Genomic DNA, 17,425 nt, shown 5'->3' with positions numbered 1-17,425 from the left:
GCTTTGCTTTATCGTGAGGTCGGCCAATTCAAGACAACCTACGCAGAGGATATGGCGATCTTCCCGATCCGTCAGGACCGCATTGCGCTCGCGATCTTGCTCGGCATCGCTTTCATTGGGGTGCCGGTGCTGGCCAGCTTCCACATCTGGCCGTTTGGTAGCGAGTATCTGCTGTGGGCGATTCTGCTGCCCTTCCTGATCCTCGCACTCGCTGCCATCGGCACAAACATTCTCGTCGGCTATTGCGGCCAAATCTCGCTCGGCAGCGGTGCGTTCATGGCCATTGGCGCCTATTCCGCCTACAAGCTGGCGACAGGCGTTCATGTCCCGCTCACCTCGCATGGCTTCGCGATTTCGATCCCGCCTTTGCCCGTATTGGTATCCATTCTGCTTGGCGGGTTCATGGCGGCGGGTGTCGGAATCCTGTTCGGGATTCCCAGTCTGCGGATCAAGGGCCTCTATCTTGCGGTTGCAACGCTCGCGGCGCAGTTCTTCTTCGACTGGGTATTCCTGCGGGTGCCGTGGTTCACCAACTACGCCCCGTCAGGGTCGGTCAATGCGCCGGAACTGAATTTCTTCGGTGTGGTCGTTCGCACGCCGATCGAACGCTATCTGCTGTGCCTGATCTTCGTCACGGTGATCGCGGTCTTGGCGAAGAATCTTGTCCGCGGCAACCTTGGCCGACAATGGATGGCAATTCGCGATATGGATATCGCTGCCGAGCTGATCGGCATCCGGCCACTCTATGCAAAGCTCACCGCCTTCGCGGTCTCTTCATTTATCATCGGCGTGGCGGGCGCACTCTGGGCGTTCGTCTACCTTGGCTCATGGGAGCCGCTCGCGTTCTCGATCGACCGTTCGCTCGAGCTCTTGTTCATGGTGATAATCGGTGGGCTGGGATCCATCATGGGCCCGTTCGTCGGGGCGGCGTTTATCCTCATTGTGCCGATCATGCTGAACGTCCTTCCAACCCAGCTCGGCGTGCCGCTGTCGACGGAAACGATCACTCACCTGCAGTTCATTATCTTTGGGTCGTTGATCTGCTATCTTCTCATCAAAGAACCCCATGGGTTCGCCCGGCTGATATCAATCGGCAAGGAGAAGCTCAGACTTTGGCCGTTTCCCTATTGAAGTTGCGATCGCGCCTCGAGCGGATGGCGGCTGTTGACAAAGGAGGAAGGAAACAATCCCCCGAACGGAAAAAGAGGGGCTCAACGGAGGAGAATATCAACATGGCAAGTATTGCACGCAATGTACTGATACTGGCGGCCGCGTTGTCGGGCGCGGCGTTTAGTGCACCGGCCGCAGCGCAAAACGAGCAGTTCATCCCAGTTCTGTCCTACCGGACCGGCCCGTACGCTGTGAACGGAGCGCCCTACGCAAACGGCGTTGTGGACTATTACAACCTGATCAATGAGCGTGACGGCGGTATCAACGGCGTCAAGATTCTGACCGAAGAATGCGAGACGAGTTACGCGACCGACAAGGGCGTTGAGTGCTACGAGCGCCTCAAGGGCAAGGGGCCGACCGGCGCGGCCTTCATCAACCCGCTATCGACCGGGATCACCTTTGCGCTCACCGAGAAGACCGCGACCGACAAAATCCCGATCATCACGATGGGGTACGGCCGTGCCGATTCCAAGAACGGCGCGGTGTTCGCCTACAACTTCCCATTGCTCGGCACTTACTGGTCGGCGGCGGATATCGCGATCCAGCATGTCGCCAAGGAACTCGGTGGCTTCGACAAGCTGAAAGGCAGGAAGATTTCGCTGCTGTATCACGACAGCCCCTATGGCAAGGAGCCGATTCCGATGCTGCAGGTGCTGGCGCAGAAGTACGGCTTTGCGTTCACCTCGATCCCGGTCACGCACCCCGGTGTCGAGCAGAAGTCGCAATGGCTGGCGATCCGCCAGAATCGACCGGACTATGTCCTGGTCTGGGGCTGGGGCGTCATGAACAGCACGGCAATCAAGGAAGCGGCAGCCGTTGCCTATCCGCGCGAGAAGATGATCGGTGTTTGGTGGTCGGGCGCAGAGCCCGACGTGACGCCGGCAGGCGATCAGGCCACAGGTTACAAATCACTGATGCTTCAGCATGGTGCTGGCAGGTTTCCTGTCCATGCTGACATAGAGAAATACGTCTACGCGAAAGGCAAAGGTTCAACGGAAACTGGCAAGGTCGGCGAAGTTCTCTACAACCGTGGCATGGTCAACGCCATGCTCGGCGTGGAGGCGATCCGGAAGGCGCAGGAAAAGTTCGGCAAGAAACCGCTGACGGGCGAGCAGGTCCGTTGGGGGCTGGAGAACCTCATCCTCACCGATGCACGCATCAAGGAACTCGGATTTGAGGGGATGTTGAAGCCGGTCAGCATTTCCTGCTCCGATCACGAGGGTGCGCGCTACGGGCGCGTTCAGCAGTGGGATGGCAAGGCCTGGAAAGTAATCTCCGACTGGTACACGGCAGACGAATCGCTCATTGAACCGCTCGTCGCCGATGTGTCCGCGAAGTATGCCGCGGAGAAGAAGATCCAGCCGCGCGACTGCGCGAAAGAAACTTGAACCAGTCTGACTGATCCGGGAGGCAGGTTTGCCTGCTCCCGGATCCCCGAAGGTGCAACTGTCTGGAGGTCTGCCGTGTCAACCCCCAAGGTCGCTCCGGCGACGGAAACGGCAGCTCCGGTTCTGTCGGTCAACAATATCGAGGTTGTCTACGATCACGTCATCCTCGTGTTGAAGGGCGTATCGCTGGAGGTTCCGCGGGGCGGCATAGTCGCGCTTCTCGGCGCCAATGGTGCCGGCAAGACCACGACGCTGAAAGCGATCTCCAATCTGCTGCATGCAGAGCGTGGCGAAGTTACCAAGGGCTCGATTCTATTCGATGGCATCGAGGTGCAGTCCATGTCGCCAAACGACCTGGTGCGGCGCGGCTGCATTCAGGTGATGGAGGGACGACGTGCCTTCCCTCACCTCACGATAGAAGAGAATCTTCTGACTGGCGCTTTCACGCGCAAGGACGGCAAGTCGGCGATCACGCAGGACCTTGAGCGGGTCTATGCCTATTTCCCCCGCCTCAGAGAGCGACGTGGTTCCACCGCCGGTTATACGTCAGGCGGTGAACAGCAGATGTGCGTGATCGGGCGCGCGCTGATGTCGTGCCCGAAGATGATCCTGCTCGATGAACCTTCGATGGGCCTTGCGCCGCAGATCGTGCAGGAGATCTTCGAGATCGTAAAGGATCTCAACGTCAAGGAAGGCGTTTCCTTTCTTCTCGCCGAGCAGAACACCAATATGGCGCTCAAATACGCGAGCCACGGCTATATCCTCGAAAATGGCCGCGTGGTGATGGACGGCGAGGCACGGGCGCTCGCAGCAAATGAGGACGTCAAGGAATTCTACCTTGGCGTTGCCGGTGACAGGCGAAAATCATTCCGCGACGTGAAGCACTACAAGCGTCGCAAGCGCTGGCTCGGATGACGCAGAGCGATCGGCTCCGCTCGTCGGGAATGCATGCAACCCAGCGTCCGCCAACAGGCTCAAAGAAAGGATTTTGGCGGCTACCGAATGCGGACTGGACCACGTCCAGCCGCTGACCGCTTGTCGGAATGGCTATCGCGAGGGGTACCCAAGCCATTGAAAGGCTTGGTGGGCGCACCAGGGCTCGAACCTGGGACCCGCTGATTAAGAGTCAGCTGCTCTACCAACTGAGCTATGCGCCCGAAAGGCGGTTAAGGCCTTGCGAGGCCGGTCGTTTAGCAAAGCGATCCGGGTATGGCAAGCGATGGGACGCAAGTTTTCCAAGGCTTCGTCCACACGTCCAAAAAAGCGAAAAGCCGCCGGATTCCAGCGGCTTCGCCAGGGTTAATCCCGGGACAGTCCGGCCCCCCTCAGAGCCGGCCTTCGCCGTCCCGGTCCGAACCGCCGTCGCGGTCGAAACGGTCACGATGGAAGTGCTCCATGCCGCGCTCCATCATGCGGTCCATGCCGCGTTCCATGAAGTGGCGGGGCGGCCCGTCTTCGCCGCCGCCGAATGGGCCGCGGTGGCGGGTCAGCACCGCGAGGCGCCGCTTCTGGCCCTCGTCCAGCGTCTTGTAGAGCGGATCGGCGACATCAGCGATCTTCTTCAGGGCGGCGGAACTGGCGCCCATGTCTTCGGCGCGCCGGCGCAGGCGAGCGATCGGATCCTCCGGCTTGTCGGTATCGCCCGGGCCGGCATTCATCCGCGCATTGGCGCGGTCGATGCGCAGCTTGGCGAAATCGCGCACGGCGGCCTCGACCGGCGGCCACAGCTTCTCCTGATCGGCATTGAGCTTCAGGCCGGCATGGACGGCGGCGATCCGCGCGTCGACGAAGGCGGCGCGGTCCTCGGGGTTCATGCGGATGTGATGGAAGCGCTCCATCCACGGGCGATGATATTGAGCATAGACCACGCCCGAGCCGGCGATGCTGAGCACGGCAATGGCAGCGATGGTGAACTTCCTCATACGGACCTCCTCTGGAAGGATGCCCTGAGGATGAGCGCGGTGCGGCTGACGCGCAACTTACAACTTGGACAGGAAGCAGCGTTCTTACGACGACGCAACGCCTGATTTTACCGCCAGCCACAATCAGAAATCATTTGCAACAAAAGGCTTCCGTGCAGCTCGCACGGAAGCCCCTTCATCGTCTTTCCAGATCAGTTGGTCGTGCTCTTGGCTTCCTTCAGGAATTCGTCGATCAGCGGCTGGCCGACGCGGCTTGCGGCGTCCTTGTAGACCGGCTCCATCGCCTTGCGCATCGCCTCGTCCTGCTCGCCCGTGAGCTTGATGATCTCGCTCTTGCCGCTCTTCTTGATCTCGGCGAGCGCGTCGTCGTTCTCCTTCTGCGACTGCGCGTTGCTGAAGGCGGTTGCCTCCTTCATCGCCTTCGAAAGCTGGTCGCGGATGTCGGCCGGCAGATCGTCCCAGAACTTCTTGTTCACGATCACGACGTAGCCGATGTAACCGTGATTGGTCTCGGTGATGTACTTCTGCACCTCGTGCATCTTCTGGGTATAGATGTTCGACCAGGTGTTCTCCTGTCCGTCGACGACGCCGGTCTGGAGTGCCTGGTAGACTTCCGAGAACGCCATCACCTGCGGCAGCGAGCCGAGCGCCTTGAACTGGGCCTGGAGCACGCGCGAGGACTGGATGCGGAATTTGACGCCCTGATAGTCGGCAGGCGAGATCAGCTTCTTGTTGGCGCTCATCTGCTTGAAGCCGTTATCCCAATAGGCAAGTCCCGTGATGCCCTTGGCGTCCAGGAGCTTGAGCAGCTTTGCGCCGAGCGGGCCTTCCGTCACCTTCCGCAGCGTCTTCAGGTCGGGAAGGATGTAGGGCAGATCGAACACCTCGAACTCGCGGATGCCGAGCGGACCGAATTTCGAGTTGGACGGCGCCAGCATCTGCACGCTGCCGAGCTGGAGCGCCTCGAGCTCTTCCTTGTCCTTGTAGAGCGTCGAGTTCGGATAGACTTCGACCTTGACCTTGCCGCCGGTGTACTTCTCGGCGAGCTCCTTGAATTTCTCCGCCCCCTTGCCCTTCGGCGTGTCGGTGGCGACGACGTGGCTGAATTTGATGATGATCGGGTCAGCGCTGGCGGGGCCGACAAGGCCCAAGGCCAAAGCCGCGACGGAGGCCGCGATCGCAAAGGTGCGCATAATCTCTCCCTGGTGTTATTGGGCCGCCCGGCATGCCGAGCGGCCTATCCTCATGCCGACAGCATCAATACAGGCCGGCAGCCTGCACGGCTATTGGCCGTTAGCAGGGCAGGTATTCATGGTGAATGCCGCGAGCATCGCTGCGCCCTCTCCCGCTTGCGGGATAGGGTTGGGGAGAGCTCCCTGTGAGAACGGAGCCTTCACCTGCCTCGCTCCGGCGCGCAAGTGCGCTGCCGAGCGCGTCGGCCTCTCCCGCCAGCGGGAGAGGCGAAGTCAGCTGCGTCAACTCGCCGCTGCCGCCGTCACCGTATCGCGCTGGCGCTTCATGACGATCTTGTTGAGCGCGCCGAGATAGGCCTTTGCGGAGGCCACCAGCGTATCCGGGTCCGCCGCACGCGCCGTCATCGAACGGCCGTCCTGCGACAGCCGCACCGAGACCTCGGCCTGCGCGTCGGTGCCTTCGGTCACCGCGTGAACCTGGTACAGCTCGAGTTTGGCCTCGTGCGGCACCAGGCGCTTGATGCAGTTGAACACCGCGTCGACCGGACCGTTGCCCTCGGCCTCTTCGATCTTGATCTGACCGTCGACGTCGAGCTTCATGGTCGCGCGCTGCGGGCCATGGGTGCCGGCGATCACGGTCAGCGAGGTCAGCTTGATGCGGTCGTGCGAGGCCGCCATCTCCTCGTCGACCAGCGCCTCGATGTCCTCGTCGTAGATGTCCTTCTTGCGGTCGGCCAGCGCCTTCATCCGCGTGAACGCATCTTCCAGCTGGTTCGGGCCGAGCTTGTAGCCCATCTCCTCCAGCTTGTGCACGAAGGCATGACGGCCGGAATGCTTGCCCAGCACCAGCGAGGACTGCTTCAGGCCGACCATCTCCGGGCGCATGATCTCGTAGGTCGAGGCGTCCTTCAGCACGCCGTCCTGGTGGATGCCGCTCTCATGCGCGAACGCGTTCCGGCCGACGATGGCCTTGTTGTACTGCACCGGGAACGAGGTCGCCGCCGATACCATCTTCGAGGCGCGGGTCAGCTGCGTGGTGTCGATCTTGTTCCAGTACGGGAATTTGTCGTTGCGCACATTGATCGCCATCACGATCTCTTCGAGCGCCGCGTTACCGGCGCGCTCGCCGATGCCGTTGATGGTGCACTCGACCTGGCGCGCGCCGCCGACCACGCCGGCCAGCGAGTTCGCCACCGCCATGCCGAGGTCGTTATGACAGTGCACGGAGAACACAGCCTTGTCCGAGTTCGGCACGCGCTCGATCAGCGTCTTCATGAAGTGGGTGTATTCCTCCGGCACCGTATAGCCGACGGTGTCGGGGATGTTCACCGTGGTGGCGCCGGCTTTGATCACGGCCTCGACGATACGGCACAGAAAGTCCATCTCGCTGCGGGTGCCGTCCTCGGCCGACCATTCGACGTCGTCGATCTGGTTGCGAGCGCGCGCGACCATGGCGACCGAGGTCTCGATCACCTGCTCCGGGGTCTTGTTGAGTTTCACCCGCATGTGCAGCGGCGAGGTCGCGATCACGGTATGAACGCGGCCGCGCTTGGCGAACTTCACCGCCTCGGCGCAGCGGTCGATGTCGGCCGGATGCGCGCGGGACAGGCCGGCGATCACCGAATTCTTGGAGCGGCGGGCGATCTCGCTGACCGCCTGGAAGTCGCCTTCGGAGGTGATCGGGAAGCCGGCCTCGATGACGTCGACGCCCATATCGTCCAGGAGCTCGGCGACCTCGAGCTTCTCCTCGAAGGTCATGGTGGCGCCGGGGCACTGCTCGCCGTCGCGCAGCGTGGTGTCGAAAATGATGACGCGGTCCTTGTCGGACTTGTTCACGGTGGCCATTCCAAATTTCCTTTTGAGCTTTTGCGCCGTTCAGTCTGCTGGGCGCTTGAGGTGTCCGGTGATCTCGACCAACCCCTGAGCGCCCAGGCGCGTGGCGCCCAGCCGGCCCTCAGGGGCAGCTAAGAAGAAGCCCGCCAAGAAGGAGGGTGGGCAGCGCGGCCGGGATCGCGGCGGCGGCCACAGCCACCTCGCCCGAAATCCCATCGATTTGGCCGCGAATCAGCATTGCCAGACCCTTTTGAGCCCACAATCCTCGGTCAAAACCGTTGACGGTTGGTTGCCGGGGGCTCGATACGCCCGTTTCTAGACGAGAAACGGCCGCAACTGCAACGCCAAAAGATGGTCAGGGGAACTGACCTAGTAGAGGGGAATTTGTCGGCTAGCGCGCGACCGCCGGCTATCCGGTTCCGGTCCGACGGGCGCGGGCCCTGCTTTCCCAGCGGTTCAGCATCTGGCCAAGCTCGCCGATGGTGACCACGGCGGCGCCGGCATTCGTGATCTCGTTGGTGTTTGCCGGCGCGTGGGCGGAGAGCCAATCCGGCTCGGTGTATTCGCGCCAGCGGCGTGCCTCCGCCCGCCTTTTGCGAGAGACGTAGTCGCGCGTGAAGTAGCCGGCCGCAAATGCGATCGCGAGCAGAATGACCAGGACGACAAATTGCACAATGAGCTCCGGCTTTATCCCCGTCAGCCTCCAACCCAAACGCATTCGAAGGTGACGAAATTGCGACCCGCCTCGCGCAGCGGTTTCGATTCCACCCCTCGCAACCGGCTGCGGACCGCATTAACCTCCGCCCCGCTCGGCCGGATCAACCGGCCAGCGAACATGATCGGGAGGACGCGATGACACGCCAAGAGGCTCGTGACGGAGAGCAGCGTGACCACGATGGTGCGCTTTCACGACGAACACTTGTCCAAGGAGTTGTACAAGGGCTTGCGCTCGGCGCCGCCGCCACAATGGCTGGAGCCGGCTCCGCGCTGGCGCAGGCCGGCCCCGCCGCACCGCCGACGACGATCACCACCCCGCCGCGCGACTTCGGCCCCAGTGGCGCGCCGACCACCTATTTCTGGGACCCCGACATCATCGCCGTCGATCCGTCCTTCAACGATCTCGCGCAGCCCAACACCGCGATCAAGCGGCTCTACACCGGTGTGCTCTGGGCCGAGGGCCCGGCCTGGAGCGCGCAAGGACGTTATCTGCTGTGGAGCGACATTCCCAACAACCGTCAGATGCGCTGGAGCGAGGACGACGGTCGCGTCAGCGTGTTTCGTGCGCCGTCCAACAATTCCAACGGCAACTCGTTCGACTTCCAGGGCCGCCAGCTTTCCTGCGAACACCTGACGCGTCGGGTGACGCGTTATGAGCATGACGGCACCGCCACCGTGCTCGCGGACTCCTATCAGGGCAAGAAGCTGAACTCGCCGAACGACATCGCCGCGCATCCCGACGGCAGCTACTGGTTCACCGATCCGCCCTATGGTGGCCAGCTCTACGAAGGCGAGCCCGACGTCGCAGGCGGCCCGAGCAATGCAGGCGGCAAGCTCAATCCGCGGATCGGACAACCCGCCGGCTTCGTGGCGGGCAAGCGCGAGTTGCCGACCAACTGCTATCGGATCGACCCTTCGGGCCGCATCGACCTCGTCGTCACCGAAGACCAGGTGCCAGATCCGAACGGCCTCTGCTTCTCACCCGACTACAAGAAGCTCTACATCGCCTCGACCGGCAAGGGACCGGGCGACACCGGAGCGGGCGGCAAGGGCGAGATCTTCGTGTTCGACGTCGGCAGCGACAACAAGCTCTCTAACCTCAAGAAGTTCAGCGATTGCGTGATCGACGGCGTGAAGTGCGGGCCCGATGGCCTGCGCTGCGACGTCAACGGCAATGTCTGGGCCTCCAGCAATGCCGGCCGCGCCGTCGGCTACAACGGCGTGACGGTGTGGTCACCGGAAGGCAAGCTGCTCGGCCGCATCCGCCTGCCGGAAGTGTGCGGCAACGTCTGCTTCGGCGGCCCGAAGCGCAACCGCCTGTTCATGGCCGCGAGCCAGTCGCTCTACGCGGTCTACACGGCGACACAAGGCGCTGGGCCGGGCTGAAGCGGCGCGACGCAGTCCACGAGACGGCGCCGGCGCGCCCTGCCGGCGCCGAATTGTTTTGATACTCTTCTCGATGCGAGAGGGACTATCAGGGAAGGAGCCATGCGCGTTGTCATCTGCGGCGGCGGCGTGATCGGCGCCTGCACCGCTTATTTCCTCGGCCGCCGCGGCATCGACGTCATCGTCGTCGAACGGACCGAGGTCGCGGCCGCCGCATCCGGCAAGGCCGGCGGATTCCTGGCGCTCGACTGGTGCGCCGACACGCCGCTCGATGCGCTGGCGCGGCGCAGCTTTGCGCTTCATGCGCGGTTGCCGGACGAGACCGCTGGTGATTGGGGCTATCGCCGCATGAGCGCCTATAGCGGCTTCGTCGTGTCCGATGCTGATGCGCACCGTGATGCGCCGGCCGCGCTCGGCTGGCTCTCCAATGGCGTCGTCATCGCGCACCGCCTCGGCACGACTGAGACGACCGCGATCGTTCATCCGCGCAAGTTCACCTCCGCCATGATGAACGCGTCCCTCGCGCAAGGCGCCGAGCTTCGAACCGGACGCGTCACCGGCATCGTTCGCGATGCGAACGGCACCGCGCGCGGGGTCGAAATTGACGGCCGCACCCTTGAGGCGGATGCGGTAGTGATCGCCATGGGACCTTGGTCGCTGCTCGCCGCAGAATGGATGAGCCTGCCCGCCGTCTACGGCCAGCGCAGCCCGAGCATCGTTTACGACACCGGCACGGATGTGCCGGCGGATGCGCTGTTCCTGGAATATGATGAGAATGGCAGCGCGGTCTCGATCGAGGTTTTCCCGCGTGCCGACGGCAGCACGCACGTCACTGCCTTCTCCGACGTCGCGCCACTGCCGCTGGATCCGGCCGTGGTGACGCCCGACGAGGACGCGATCGCTCGCCTGCAGGCGATCTCCGAACGGCTGTCGCCCGCGTTTCGCGCCGACAGGATCATCGCGCGGCAGGCCTGCTTCCGTCCGGTCACGCAGGACGGCTTGCCGCTGATCGGCAAGGTGCCGGGAAGTGAGGGCCTCTACGTTGCGACTGGACATAATGTCTGGGGCATCCTCAATGCGCCCGCGACCGGCGAAGCGCTGGCGCAGCTGATCGCGCATGGCGCAGCAGGCGATGTCGACCTGTCGCCGTTCGATCCCGCCCGGCTGCGCCCGCTCGATCCGTCGCTGCTAAGGGCGCGCTAAGCCGCGCCGGAGAACGCGGCCTCCGCTTCGCTGCGCAACCGGTCCCGGCGTTTCGAGATGGCTGACGAAGACGTCGCTGATGCGGAGCAACTCGCGATTGGACAAGCCAGAGAGATCGCCGATGTCGAACAGCATCGCACGGCGTCCGAACCTGAAGTCGACGAGCAGGCCGGGATCGGCGAACGGCTCGTTGACGAGGCGGCATTCAACCAGCTGGACCATGCTTTAAGACCTTCCCGCGCGGCGCGGCATTACCACTGACAACGCAGCTCGCTCGCGGTCGCATCGACGCCCGTGGCGGGCGATGATCAATGGCTGCTCGCAGTGCGGGCGTTTCGGGTCGACACTGACGATCGCAAGGCCGAGCGCATACAGCATGGCGATCGACGAAATCTGCATGCCTGATCCCGAAGCAGCGCTTGCAACTGCAATACCAGCTGTTTGCGCAGCGCTAGACTTTAGCCGGCTCTCACAATCCCGAATGCAGTTTCACTTGCCGAGAATGTCATCGCCGTTATAGTCCCGCCCCAATAGCTCGTAAGAGGCTTATTAAAAGGGAGAAAGAACAACATGAAAACCATACTCTCTGGTGCATTGCGGATGGTCCTCGGCGCAGCCTCACTCGGCGCGCTGATGACCGCGTCGAGCGCGGCACTTGCGGTAGACCCGATCAGGATCGGCGTGATCGCGGAGGCGCAGGCGATCGCCGGCGCATCGATCCCGCAGGCGGCGCAGCTCGCAGCCGACGAGATCAATGCGAGCGGCGGCGTCGACGGCCGCAAGATCGAGATCATCTCCTACGACAATCACTCCTCCTCCGCAGATTCGGTGCGCGCGTTCCAGCGCGCGGTGAACGAGGACAAGGTCAACGCGGTCATCGCCAGCTACATCAGCGAGGTGGTGCTGGCGCTGGAGCCCTGGGCCTCGCGTCTGAAGACGCCGTTCGTGACGCCCGGCGCGGCCTCCAACGAGATCAGCAAGAGCGTCCACGCCGACTACGAGAAGAACAAGTACACCTTCCATGGCTATCTGACCTCGGCCGCGCTGGCGCTTTCGGTCTGCGACGCCGCCAAGGATCTGCTCGTCGACAAGATGCATATGAAGTCGGCGGTGATCATGAGCGAAGACGCCGCCTGGACCAAGCCGCTCGACGTCGGCTACGAGGAATGCCTGCCCAAGGTCGGGCTGAAGGTGCTCGATCACATCCGCTTCTCGCCCGATACCACCGACTTCACGCCGATCTTCAACAAGATCGAGGGCTCCAAGCCCGACGTGATCATCACCGGCATCTCGCATGTCGGCGTGCAGCCGACGGTGCAGTGGAAGAACCAGCAGGTGCCGATCCCGATGTTCGGCATCGCCTCGCAGGCGACAAACGAGACCTTTGGCAAGGACACCAATCAAGCGGCCGAAGGCGTGCTCTACCAGGGCGTCTCCGGCCCTGGCGTCGCGGTGACGCCGAAGTCGGTGCCGTTCGCGGAGAACTTCAAGAAGAAGTACGGCAACTATCCGTCCTATGCCGGCTACACCGCCTATGACGAGGTCTACTACATCGCCGATGCCGCCAAGCGCGCAGGCTCGACCGACGCCGACAAGCTGGTCGCGGCGCTCGAGAAGACCGACTGGGAAGGCACGATCGGTCGCGTCCAGTTCTACGGCAAGGACGATCCGTTCACGCACTCGATCAAGTACGGCAAGGGCCTGATCACCGGACTGATGCTGCAATGGCAGAACGGCAAGCAGACCGCGGTCTGGCCGAAGGACGTCGCCAAGACCGACGTCAAGTTCCCGAGCTTCATCAAGCTCACCACGAACTGATCGGAACAGCTCCCGGGCTCTTTCCCCGGGAGCTTCAACATGCGGCTTCCGCAGCACCTTTTCTCAAGAGGCAGCCAAGACTGCCTGGCCAACCATAGATGCAAGCATTCCAGATATTGATCGATGGCTTTGCCATCAGCGCTCTCTACGCTCTCGGTGCAACCGGCTTCACGCTGATCTTCGGCGTCTCCGGCGTGCTCAACCTCTCTCACGGTGCCATCATGGTGGCCGCCGCGGTGGCGGCCTGGGCTGCTGCCAGCATCCTCAATGTCGGCACCTATGCCGGCGCGCTGATCGGCGTCGGCGTCGCGCTTCTCACCGCCTTCGCCACCTATTTCGCGGTGGTGAAACCGATCCAGGATTCGCGGCGCATCCCGAACGAGGAAAAGGAGATCTTCGTCCTCACCGGCACCCTGCTGTGGGGCATCATGATCCAGGAGCTGATAGCCTATTTCTTCACCAACAACGCCAAGACCGTGCTGCCGATCGTCGACGGCGTGGTCGAGATCCTCGGCGTCCGCACGCCGCGCAACGAGATTTTCACGGCGATCGTCTGCTGCCTGGTCATCGCGCTGCTGTGGCTCCTGGTGAACCGCACCCGCACCGGCAAGGCCGTGCTGGCGGCCTCGATGAACCCGCGCGGTGTCACGCTGCTCGGGCTCGAGCTCACCAACATCTACATCGTGGTGTGGGCAATCTATGGCATTTTGGCCGGCATTGCCGGCGTGCTGCTCGGCATGTTCTTAGGGGTCAGCTCCTACAGCGTCGGACCGCTGACCGCGAGCGCGTTCTCGATCGTCGTGCTCGGCGGCCTCGGCAGCGTCTCCGGCTCGCTGATCGCGGCCTTCGTGGTCGGCTATCTCGAGACCCTGACGGCCTACCTGCTCTCGCCGGCCTACCGCACCATCCCGGCGCTGCTGCTGCTCGTGTTCGTGATGTACATCCGGCCCCAGGGCCTTCTGGGGAGGCGCTGAGATGTCCACCTTCTTCACCTCGCGCCTGTTCTTCATCTCGCTCGCGCTCGTCATCATCGCGGCAACGCTGCCGCTCTACGTCTCCGGCTATGTGCTCGGGCTGCTCACCGTCGCGTTCTATTTCGGTGTGTTCGCGATGGCCTGGGACCTCTTGTTCGGCTTTGCCGGCGAAGTGAACTTTGGCCCCACGTTCCTGATCGGCGTCGGTGCCTATGCCGCCGGCATCCTCAATGCCCAGTTCGGCTGGTCAGTTTATCTCTGCATCGTCCTCGGCGCCCTCGCCTCCGTCGTCGCCGGCCTCGTGCTGGCGCTGCCGGCCTTGCGGGTGCGCGGGCCCTATTTCGGCCTGACCACGCTGGTCGCGGTCTTGATGCTGCAGAACTTCATCGTCGTGTTCGCCGACCTCACCGGCGGTGAGATCGGGCTCACCATCCCCGACGTCATCAGCATCAATGCCGGCACGAATTACTGGATCGCGCTCGGCTTCATGACGATCTCGGCGGCGATCCTCTACGGCCTGTCGCAATCGCCTGTTGGACTCGTGCTCCAGGCCAGCGGTCAGGATCCGGTGCAGGCCGGCGCGCTCGGCTTCAACATCGTCAAGCACAAGCTCGCCGCCTTCATCGTCAGCGCGTTCTTCTCGGGACTGTCGGGCGCGCTTCTCGTGTTCTACTTCGGCACCGCCTCGGTCGGCACGGTCGTCGACGTCGCGGTCGGCGTCAACGTCATCGTCTCCGCCGTGCTCGGCGGCCGCCGCACCGTGCTTGGCGCGGCGTTGGGCGCGATCTTCCTGATCGTCGCCGGCGAGTTCTTGCGGCCGACCGGTGAGCTCGCGACCTTCATCGTCTCGGCGGTCGCGCTCCTCGTCGTGCTGTTCTTTCCCGGCGGCTTCCTCGGAGCGGCCCTCTCGCGCGAGGCGCGCACGTGATGGACATGAGGCTTTCAAACCGGGCCGTGCTCGAAGTTCGCGGCCTGACAAAACGCTTCGGCGGATTGACTGCGGTGAAAAACCTCGGCTTCGAGGTCAACGCCGGTGAGATCTTTGGCCTGATCGGGCCGAACGGCTCCGGCAAGTCGACCGCGATGAAGAGCGTGATGGGCATCGAGCGCCCGACATCAGGCGAGGTCGTCTTCGAAGGCGAGGACGTCGCCGGCCTGCCCGCGCACAAGATCGCGCGCAAAGGCTTTGGCATGGTGTTCCAGCACTCGCGGCCGCTGAACCGGCAAACGGTGCTGGAAAACATCATGGTGGCGCTGTTGCCCGACAGCCTGTTCATGCTGTTCCCTGACAAGGCGCTGGTCGAGCGCGCCAAATGGATCGCCGAGCGCGTCGGGCTCGGCAATGTGATGAACCGCCGTCCGCCGACGCTGCCGTTTGCCGATCTGCGCCGGCTCGAGCTTGCCAAGGCGATCGCGCGTGACCCCAAGGTCGTGCTGGTCGACGAGCCCTTCGCTGGCCTGACGCGGGCCGAAGTCGAAATGTTCTCCGACCTGATCCGCAGCTTTCGCGACGAGGGCCGCGCGGTGATGCTGGTCGACCACAACGTCAAGAGCGTCGCCGCCCTCGTCGACCGCGTGCTCGCGATGTATCTCGGCGAGGAGATCGTCACCGGCAGGGCCGACGACGTGATGAAGAACGAGACCGTGCGCCGGGTCTATCTCGGCGGCGCCATCGAGACCCATGCGCGGCCCGAGACCAGCTTCAAGGACAAGGTACCGCTGCTCCAGGTCGAGAATGTCAGCGTGTTCTACGGCAAGGCCCAGGCGCTGGAGAACGTCTCGATCCACGTCCATGAGGGCGAGTTCGTCTCGGTCGTCGGCCTCAACGGCGCCGGCAAGACCACGCTATTCAACACCATCTCGGGCTTCCTGCCTTACAGCGGTGAGATCGTCCGCGGCGGCGACAAGCTGCGCGGCACCAGCCCGGCCAGGATCGCGCGCAGCGGTCTCGTGCAGTGCCCGGAATCGCGCGAGCTGTTCGGCGAGATGAGCGTGCGGGAAAACCTCGATCTCGGTGGCCAGCACCTTTCCGATGACAAGCGCGCGGCACAGCTCGCCTGGCTGTTCGAGCTGTTCCCGATCCTGAAGGAGCGCCAGGGGCAATTGGCACAGACGCTCTCCGGCGGCGAGCAGCAGATGCTCGCCATCGGCCGCGCGCTGATGATGCAACCGCAGATCCTGATCCTGGACGAGCCGACGCTGGGCCTTGCCCCCGTCATCCTCGAGCAATTGTCCAAGGCGCTGACCAAGCTGCGGCAGACTACGTCGATCACGGTATTGCTCGGCGAGCAGAACGTGACCTTTGCGCTGCCGCATGCCGACCGCGTCTATGTGCTGGAGCATGCAAGGATCGTCTGGGAGGGCGATCCCGGCCGCTTCGCGAGCGAGGCCGGCGCCGATTTTCTTTAGGTCCGTCAACATCAACAAAAACATGGAAAAGGAAACGACCATGCGACCATCAGTTCTCAACAGCAGCCTGCTCGCCTCCGCGCTGGCGCTGTGCCTCGCGGCACCCGCCTACGCGCAGTCGACCGATCCGATCAAGATCGGCGTCATCGCCGAGGTGCAGTCGATCGCCGGTGCGGCGACGCCCGGCGGCGCGCAGATCGCTGCCGACGAGATCAACGCCAAGGGCGGCGTGCTCGGCCGCAAGATCGAGATCGTCACCTACGACAACAAGAGCTCGTCGGCGGATTCCGTGCGCGCCTTCCAGCGTGCGGTCAGCGAGGACAAGGTCTCCGCCGTGATTGCGAGCTATATCAGTGAGGTCGTGCTGGCGCTGGAGCCCTGGGCGGCGCGGCTGAAGATGCCGCTGATCACGCCAGGGGCCGCCTCGAACGAGATCACCAAGGCGATCCACAACGACTACGAGAAGAACAAGTACACCTTCCATGGCTACTTGACCTCGGCGGCCCAAGCCCAGCTCGTCTGCGACGCCGCCAAGGACCTCCTCGTCGACAAGCTCAAGTTCAAGACCGTCGCGATCATGAGCGAGGACGCCGCCTGGACCAAGCCGCTCGATGTCGGCTACGAGGCATGCCTGCCGAAGGCCGGCCTCAAGGTCGTCGAGCACGTCCGCTTCTCGCCTGATACCACCGACTTCACGCCGATCTTCAACAACATCGAAGGCAAGAAGCCCGACGTGATCGTTACCGGCATCTCCCATGTCGGCGTGCAGCCGACGGTACAGTGGAAGAACCAGCAGGTGCCGATCCCGATGTTCGGCATCAGCGCGCAGGCGCTGAGCCCGACCTTCTGGAAGGACACCAATGGCGCCGCCGACGGCATACCGTCGCTGGCGGTGGCGACGCCCGACGTCGCCGTCACTCCCAAGACGAAGCCGTTCGCGGCCGCCTTCAAGGCCAAGTTCGGCACGCCGCCGGCCTATACCGGCTACACCTCTTATGACGAGGTCTACTTCATCACGGAAGCCATCAAGCGCGCCGGCTCGACCGATCCCGACAAGATGGTCGCCGAGCTCGAGAAGACCGATTACGAGGGCACGATCGGTCGCATCCAGTTCCACGGCAAGAACGACGAGTTCACCCACGGCATCAAGTCAGGCCCCGGCGCTGTCACCGGCCTCGTCTTCCAGTGGCAGGACTCCAAGCAGGTCGTGGTCTGGCCCGAGAAGATCGCGGAGGGCAAGATGAAGTTTCCGAACTTCGTCAAGCTGTCGCAGTAACCAGTCGCATCGACAGGAGGCCCATCGCTCCGCGCGGAGTGATGTGCTTTTTGCTGCCTTTCGCAGATGCGTTCTACGCCGCCGCCTGCCCTATCGACCTTGGGCGATGTTGACTTTCGCCATCCTGCTCCCAATA

At 63.2% G+C, this 17,425-nt stretch carries 15 protein-coding genes and 1 tRNA gene; 11 read left to right on the top strand and 5 right to left on the bottom strand.

Annotated features, from left to right (window positions below):
* The first annotated feature begins 3 nt into the window (after nucleotides 1-3).
* From ACR9YP_RS15220 to ACR9YP_RS15210, 3 genes are all read left to right on the top strand, one after another.
* Nucleotides 4-1,131, top strand: a complete 1,128-nt coding sequence (locus ACR9YP_RS15220) for a branched-chain amino acid ABC transporter permease (RefSeq protein WP_128932296.1) — start codon at nucleotides 4-6, stop codon at nucleotides 1,129-1,131.
* Between the two features lie 101 nt (nucleotides 1,132-1,232).
* Nucleotides 1,233-2,558, top strand: a complete 1,326-nt coding sequence (locus ACR9YP_RS15215) for an ABC transporter substrate-binding protein (RefSeq protein WP_474220319.1) — start codon at nucleotides 1,233-1,235, stop codon at nucleotides 2,556-2,558.
* Nucleotides 2,559-2,633: 75 nt separating this feature from the next.
* Nucleotides 2,634-3,473, top strand: coding sequence for an ABC transporter ATP-binding protein (locus ACR9YP_RS15210; RefSeq protein WP_474220317.1), 840 nt, complete (start codon nucleotides 2,634-2,636; stop codon nucleotides 3,471-3,473).
* A 166-nt stretch (nucleotides 3,474-3,639) separates the two neighbouring features.
* Here ACR9YP_RS15210 and ACR9YP_RS15205 read toward each other — a convergent pair.
* From ACR9YP_RS15205 to ACR9YP_RS15185, 5 genes are all read right to left on the bottom strand, one after another.
* Nucleotides 3,640-3,715 (bottom strand) — tRNA-Lys (locus ACR9YP_RS15205).
* Nucleotides 3,716-3,883: 168 nt separating this feature from the next.
* Nucleotides 3,884-4,480: a Spy/CpxP family protein refolding chaperone gene (locus tag ACR9YP_RS15200; protein ID WP_474220316.1), complete on the bottom strand. Its 597-nt coding sequence runs from the start codon at nucleotides 4,478-4,480 to the stop codon at nucleotides 3,884-3,886.
* A gap of 191 nt (nucleotides 4,481-4,671) precedes the next feature.
* Nucleotides 4,672-5,673: a TRAP transporter substrate-binding protein gene (locus ACR9YP_RS15195; protein ID WP_091878846.1), complete on the bottom strand. Its 1,002-nt coding sequence runs from the start codon at nucleotides 5,671-5,673 to the stop codon at nucleotides 4,672-4,674.
* A 282-nt stretch (nucleotides 5,674-5,955) separates the two neighbouring features.
* Nucleotides 5,956-7,518, bottom strand: coding sequence for a 2-isopropylmalate synthase (locus ACR9YP_RS15190; protein ID WP_091878849.1), 1,563 nt, complete (start codon nucleotides 7,516-7,518; stop codon nucleotides 5,956-5,958).
* Between the two features lie 397 nt (nucleotides 7,519-7,915).
* A complete protein-coding gene (locus ACR9YP_RS15185; protein WP_474221061.1) occupies nucleotides 7,916-8,182 on the bottom strand; it encodes a hypothetical protein in 267 nt (88 codons plus the stop codon).
* A 176-nt stretch (nucleotides 8,183-8,358) separates the two neighbouring features.
* Here ACR9YP_RS15185 and ACR9YP_RS15180 point away from each other — a divergent pair, with 176 nt between their 5' ends.
* From ACR9YP_RS15180 to ACR9YP_RS15145, 8 genes are all read left to right on the top strand, one after another.
* Nucleotides 8,359-9,609 (top strand): SMP-30/gluconolactonase/LRE family protein, encoded by a 1,251-nt coding sequence (locus ACR9YP_RS15180; RefSeq protein ID WP_474220315.1) that lies wholly within the window; start codon nucleotides 8,359-8,361, stop codon nucleotides 9,607-9,609.
* A gap of 102 nt (nucleotides 9,610-9,711) precedes the next feature.
* Nucleotides 9,712-10,812, top strand: coding sequence for an NAD(P)/FAD-dependent oxidoreductase (locus tag ACR9YP_RS15175; protein ID WP_474220314.1), 1,101 nt, complete (start codon nucleotides 9,712-9,714; stop codon nucleotides 10,810-10,812).
* Between the two features lie 57 nt (nucleotides 10,813-10,869).
* On the top strand, nucleotides 10,870-11,073 hold the full coding sequence (locus tag ACR9YP_RS15170; protein WP_176945287.1) for a hypothetical protein: 204 nt from the start codon (nucleotides 10,870-10,872) through the stop codon (nucleotides 11,071-11,073).
* Nucleotides 11,074-11,382: 309 nt separating this feature from the next.
* A complete protein-coding gene (locus tag ACR9YP_RS15165) occupies nucleotides 11,383-12,630 on the top strand; it encodes an ABC transporter substrate-binding protein (protein WP_438106152.1) in 1,248 nt (415 codons plus the stop codon).
* Between the two features lie 98 nt (nucleotides 12,631-12,728).
* A complete protein-coding gene (locus ACR9YP_RS15160; protein ID WP_370987553.1) occupies nucleotides 12,729-13,604 on the top strand; it encodes a branched-chain amino acid ABC transporter permease in 876 nt (291 codons plus the stop codon).
* Nucleotide 13,605: 1 nt separating this feature from the next.
* Nucleotides 13,606-14,532 carry a branched-chain amino acid ABC transporter permease gene (locus ACR9YP_RS15155; RefSeq protein ID WP_370987552.1) on the top strand — a complete coding sequence of 309 codons (927 nt, stop codon included), beginning with the start codon at nucleotides 13,606-13,608 and terminating at the stop codon, nucleotides 14,530-14,532.
* On the top strand, nucleotides 14,532-16,013 hold the full coding sequence (locus ACR9YP_RS15150) for an ATP-binding cassette domain-containing protein (RefSeq protein WP_474220312.1): 1,482 nt from the start codon (nucleotides 14,532-14,534) through the stop codon (nucleotides 16,011-16,013). The genes ACR9YP_RS15155 and ACR9YP_RS15150 overlap by 1 nt, the downstream gene beginning before the upstream one ends.
* A gap of 40 nt (nucleotides 16,014-16,053) precedes the next feature.
* Nucleotides 16,054-17,289: an ABC transporter substrate-binding protein gene (locus tag ACR9YP_RS15145; protein ID WP_474220310.1), complete on the top strand. Its 1,236-nt coding sequence runs from the start codon at nucleotides 16,054-16,056 to the stop codon at nucleotides 17,287-17,289.
* Nucleotides 17,290-17,425 lie beyond the last annotated feature (136 nt).

The sequence above is a fragment of the Bradyrhizobium sp. BR14999 genome, assembly GCF_056106085.1.
Note: the sequence above shows the minus strand (reverse complement) of the source record. Positions and strands in the feature narration are given on the sequence as shown.

Bases quoted from the DNA above. Each gene is read 5' to 3' on its own strand.
- ACR9YP_RS15215 (WP_474220319.1), top strand. From the start codon at position 1,233: ATGGCAAGTATTGCACGCAATGTACTGATACTGGCGGCCGCGTTGTCG.
- ACR9YP_RS15200 (WP_474220316.1), bottom strand. From the start codon at position 4,480: ATGAGGAAGTTCACCATCGCTGCCATTGCCGTGCTCAGCATCGCCGGC.
- ACR9YP_RS15195 (WP_091878846.1), bottom strand. From the start codon at position 5,673: ATGCGCACCTTTGCGATCGCGGCCTCCGTCGCGGCTTTGGCCTTGGGC.
- ACR9YP_RS15190 (WP_091878849.1), bottom strand. From the start codon at position 7,518: ATGGCCACCGTGAACAAGTCCGACAAGGACCGCGTCATCATTTTCGAC.
- ACR9YP_RS15180 (WP_474220315.1), top strand. From the start codon at position 8,359: ATGACACGCCAAGAGGCTCGTGACGGAGAGCAGCGTGACCACGATGGT.
- ACR9YP_RS15175 (WP_474220314.1), top strand. From the start codon at position 9,712: ATGCGCGTTGTCATCTGCGGCGGCGGCGTGATCGGCGCCTGCACCGCT.
- ACR9YP_RS15170 (WP_176945287.1), top strand. From the start codon at position 10,870: ATGGCTGACGAAGACGTCGCTGATGCGGAGCAACTCGCGATTGGACAA.
- ACR9YP_RS15165 (WP_438106152.1), top strand. From the start codon at position 11,383: ATGAAAACCATACTCTCTGGTGCATTGCGGATGGTCCTCGGCGCAGCC.
- ACR9YP_RS15160 (WP_370987553.1), top strand. From the start codon at position 12,729: ATGCAAGCATTCCAGATATTGATCGATGGCTTTGCCATCAGCGCTCTC.
- ACR9YP_RS15155 (WP_370987552.1), top strand. From the start codon at position 13,606: ATGTCCACCTTCTTCACCTCGCGCCTGTTCTTCATCTCGCTCGCGCTC.
- ACR9YP_RS15150 (WP_474220312.1), top strand. From the start codon at position 14,532: ATGGACATGAGGCTTTCAAACCGGGCCGTGCTCGAAGTTCGCGGCCTG.
- ACR9YP_RS15145 (WP_474220310.1), top strand. From the start codon at position 16,054: ATGCGACCATCAGTTCTCAACAGCAGCCTGCTCGCCTCCGCGCTGGCG.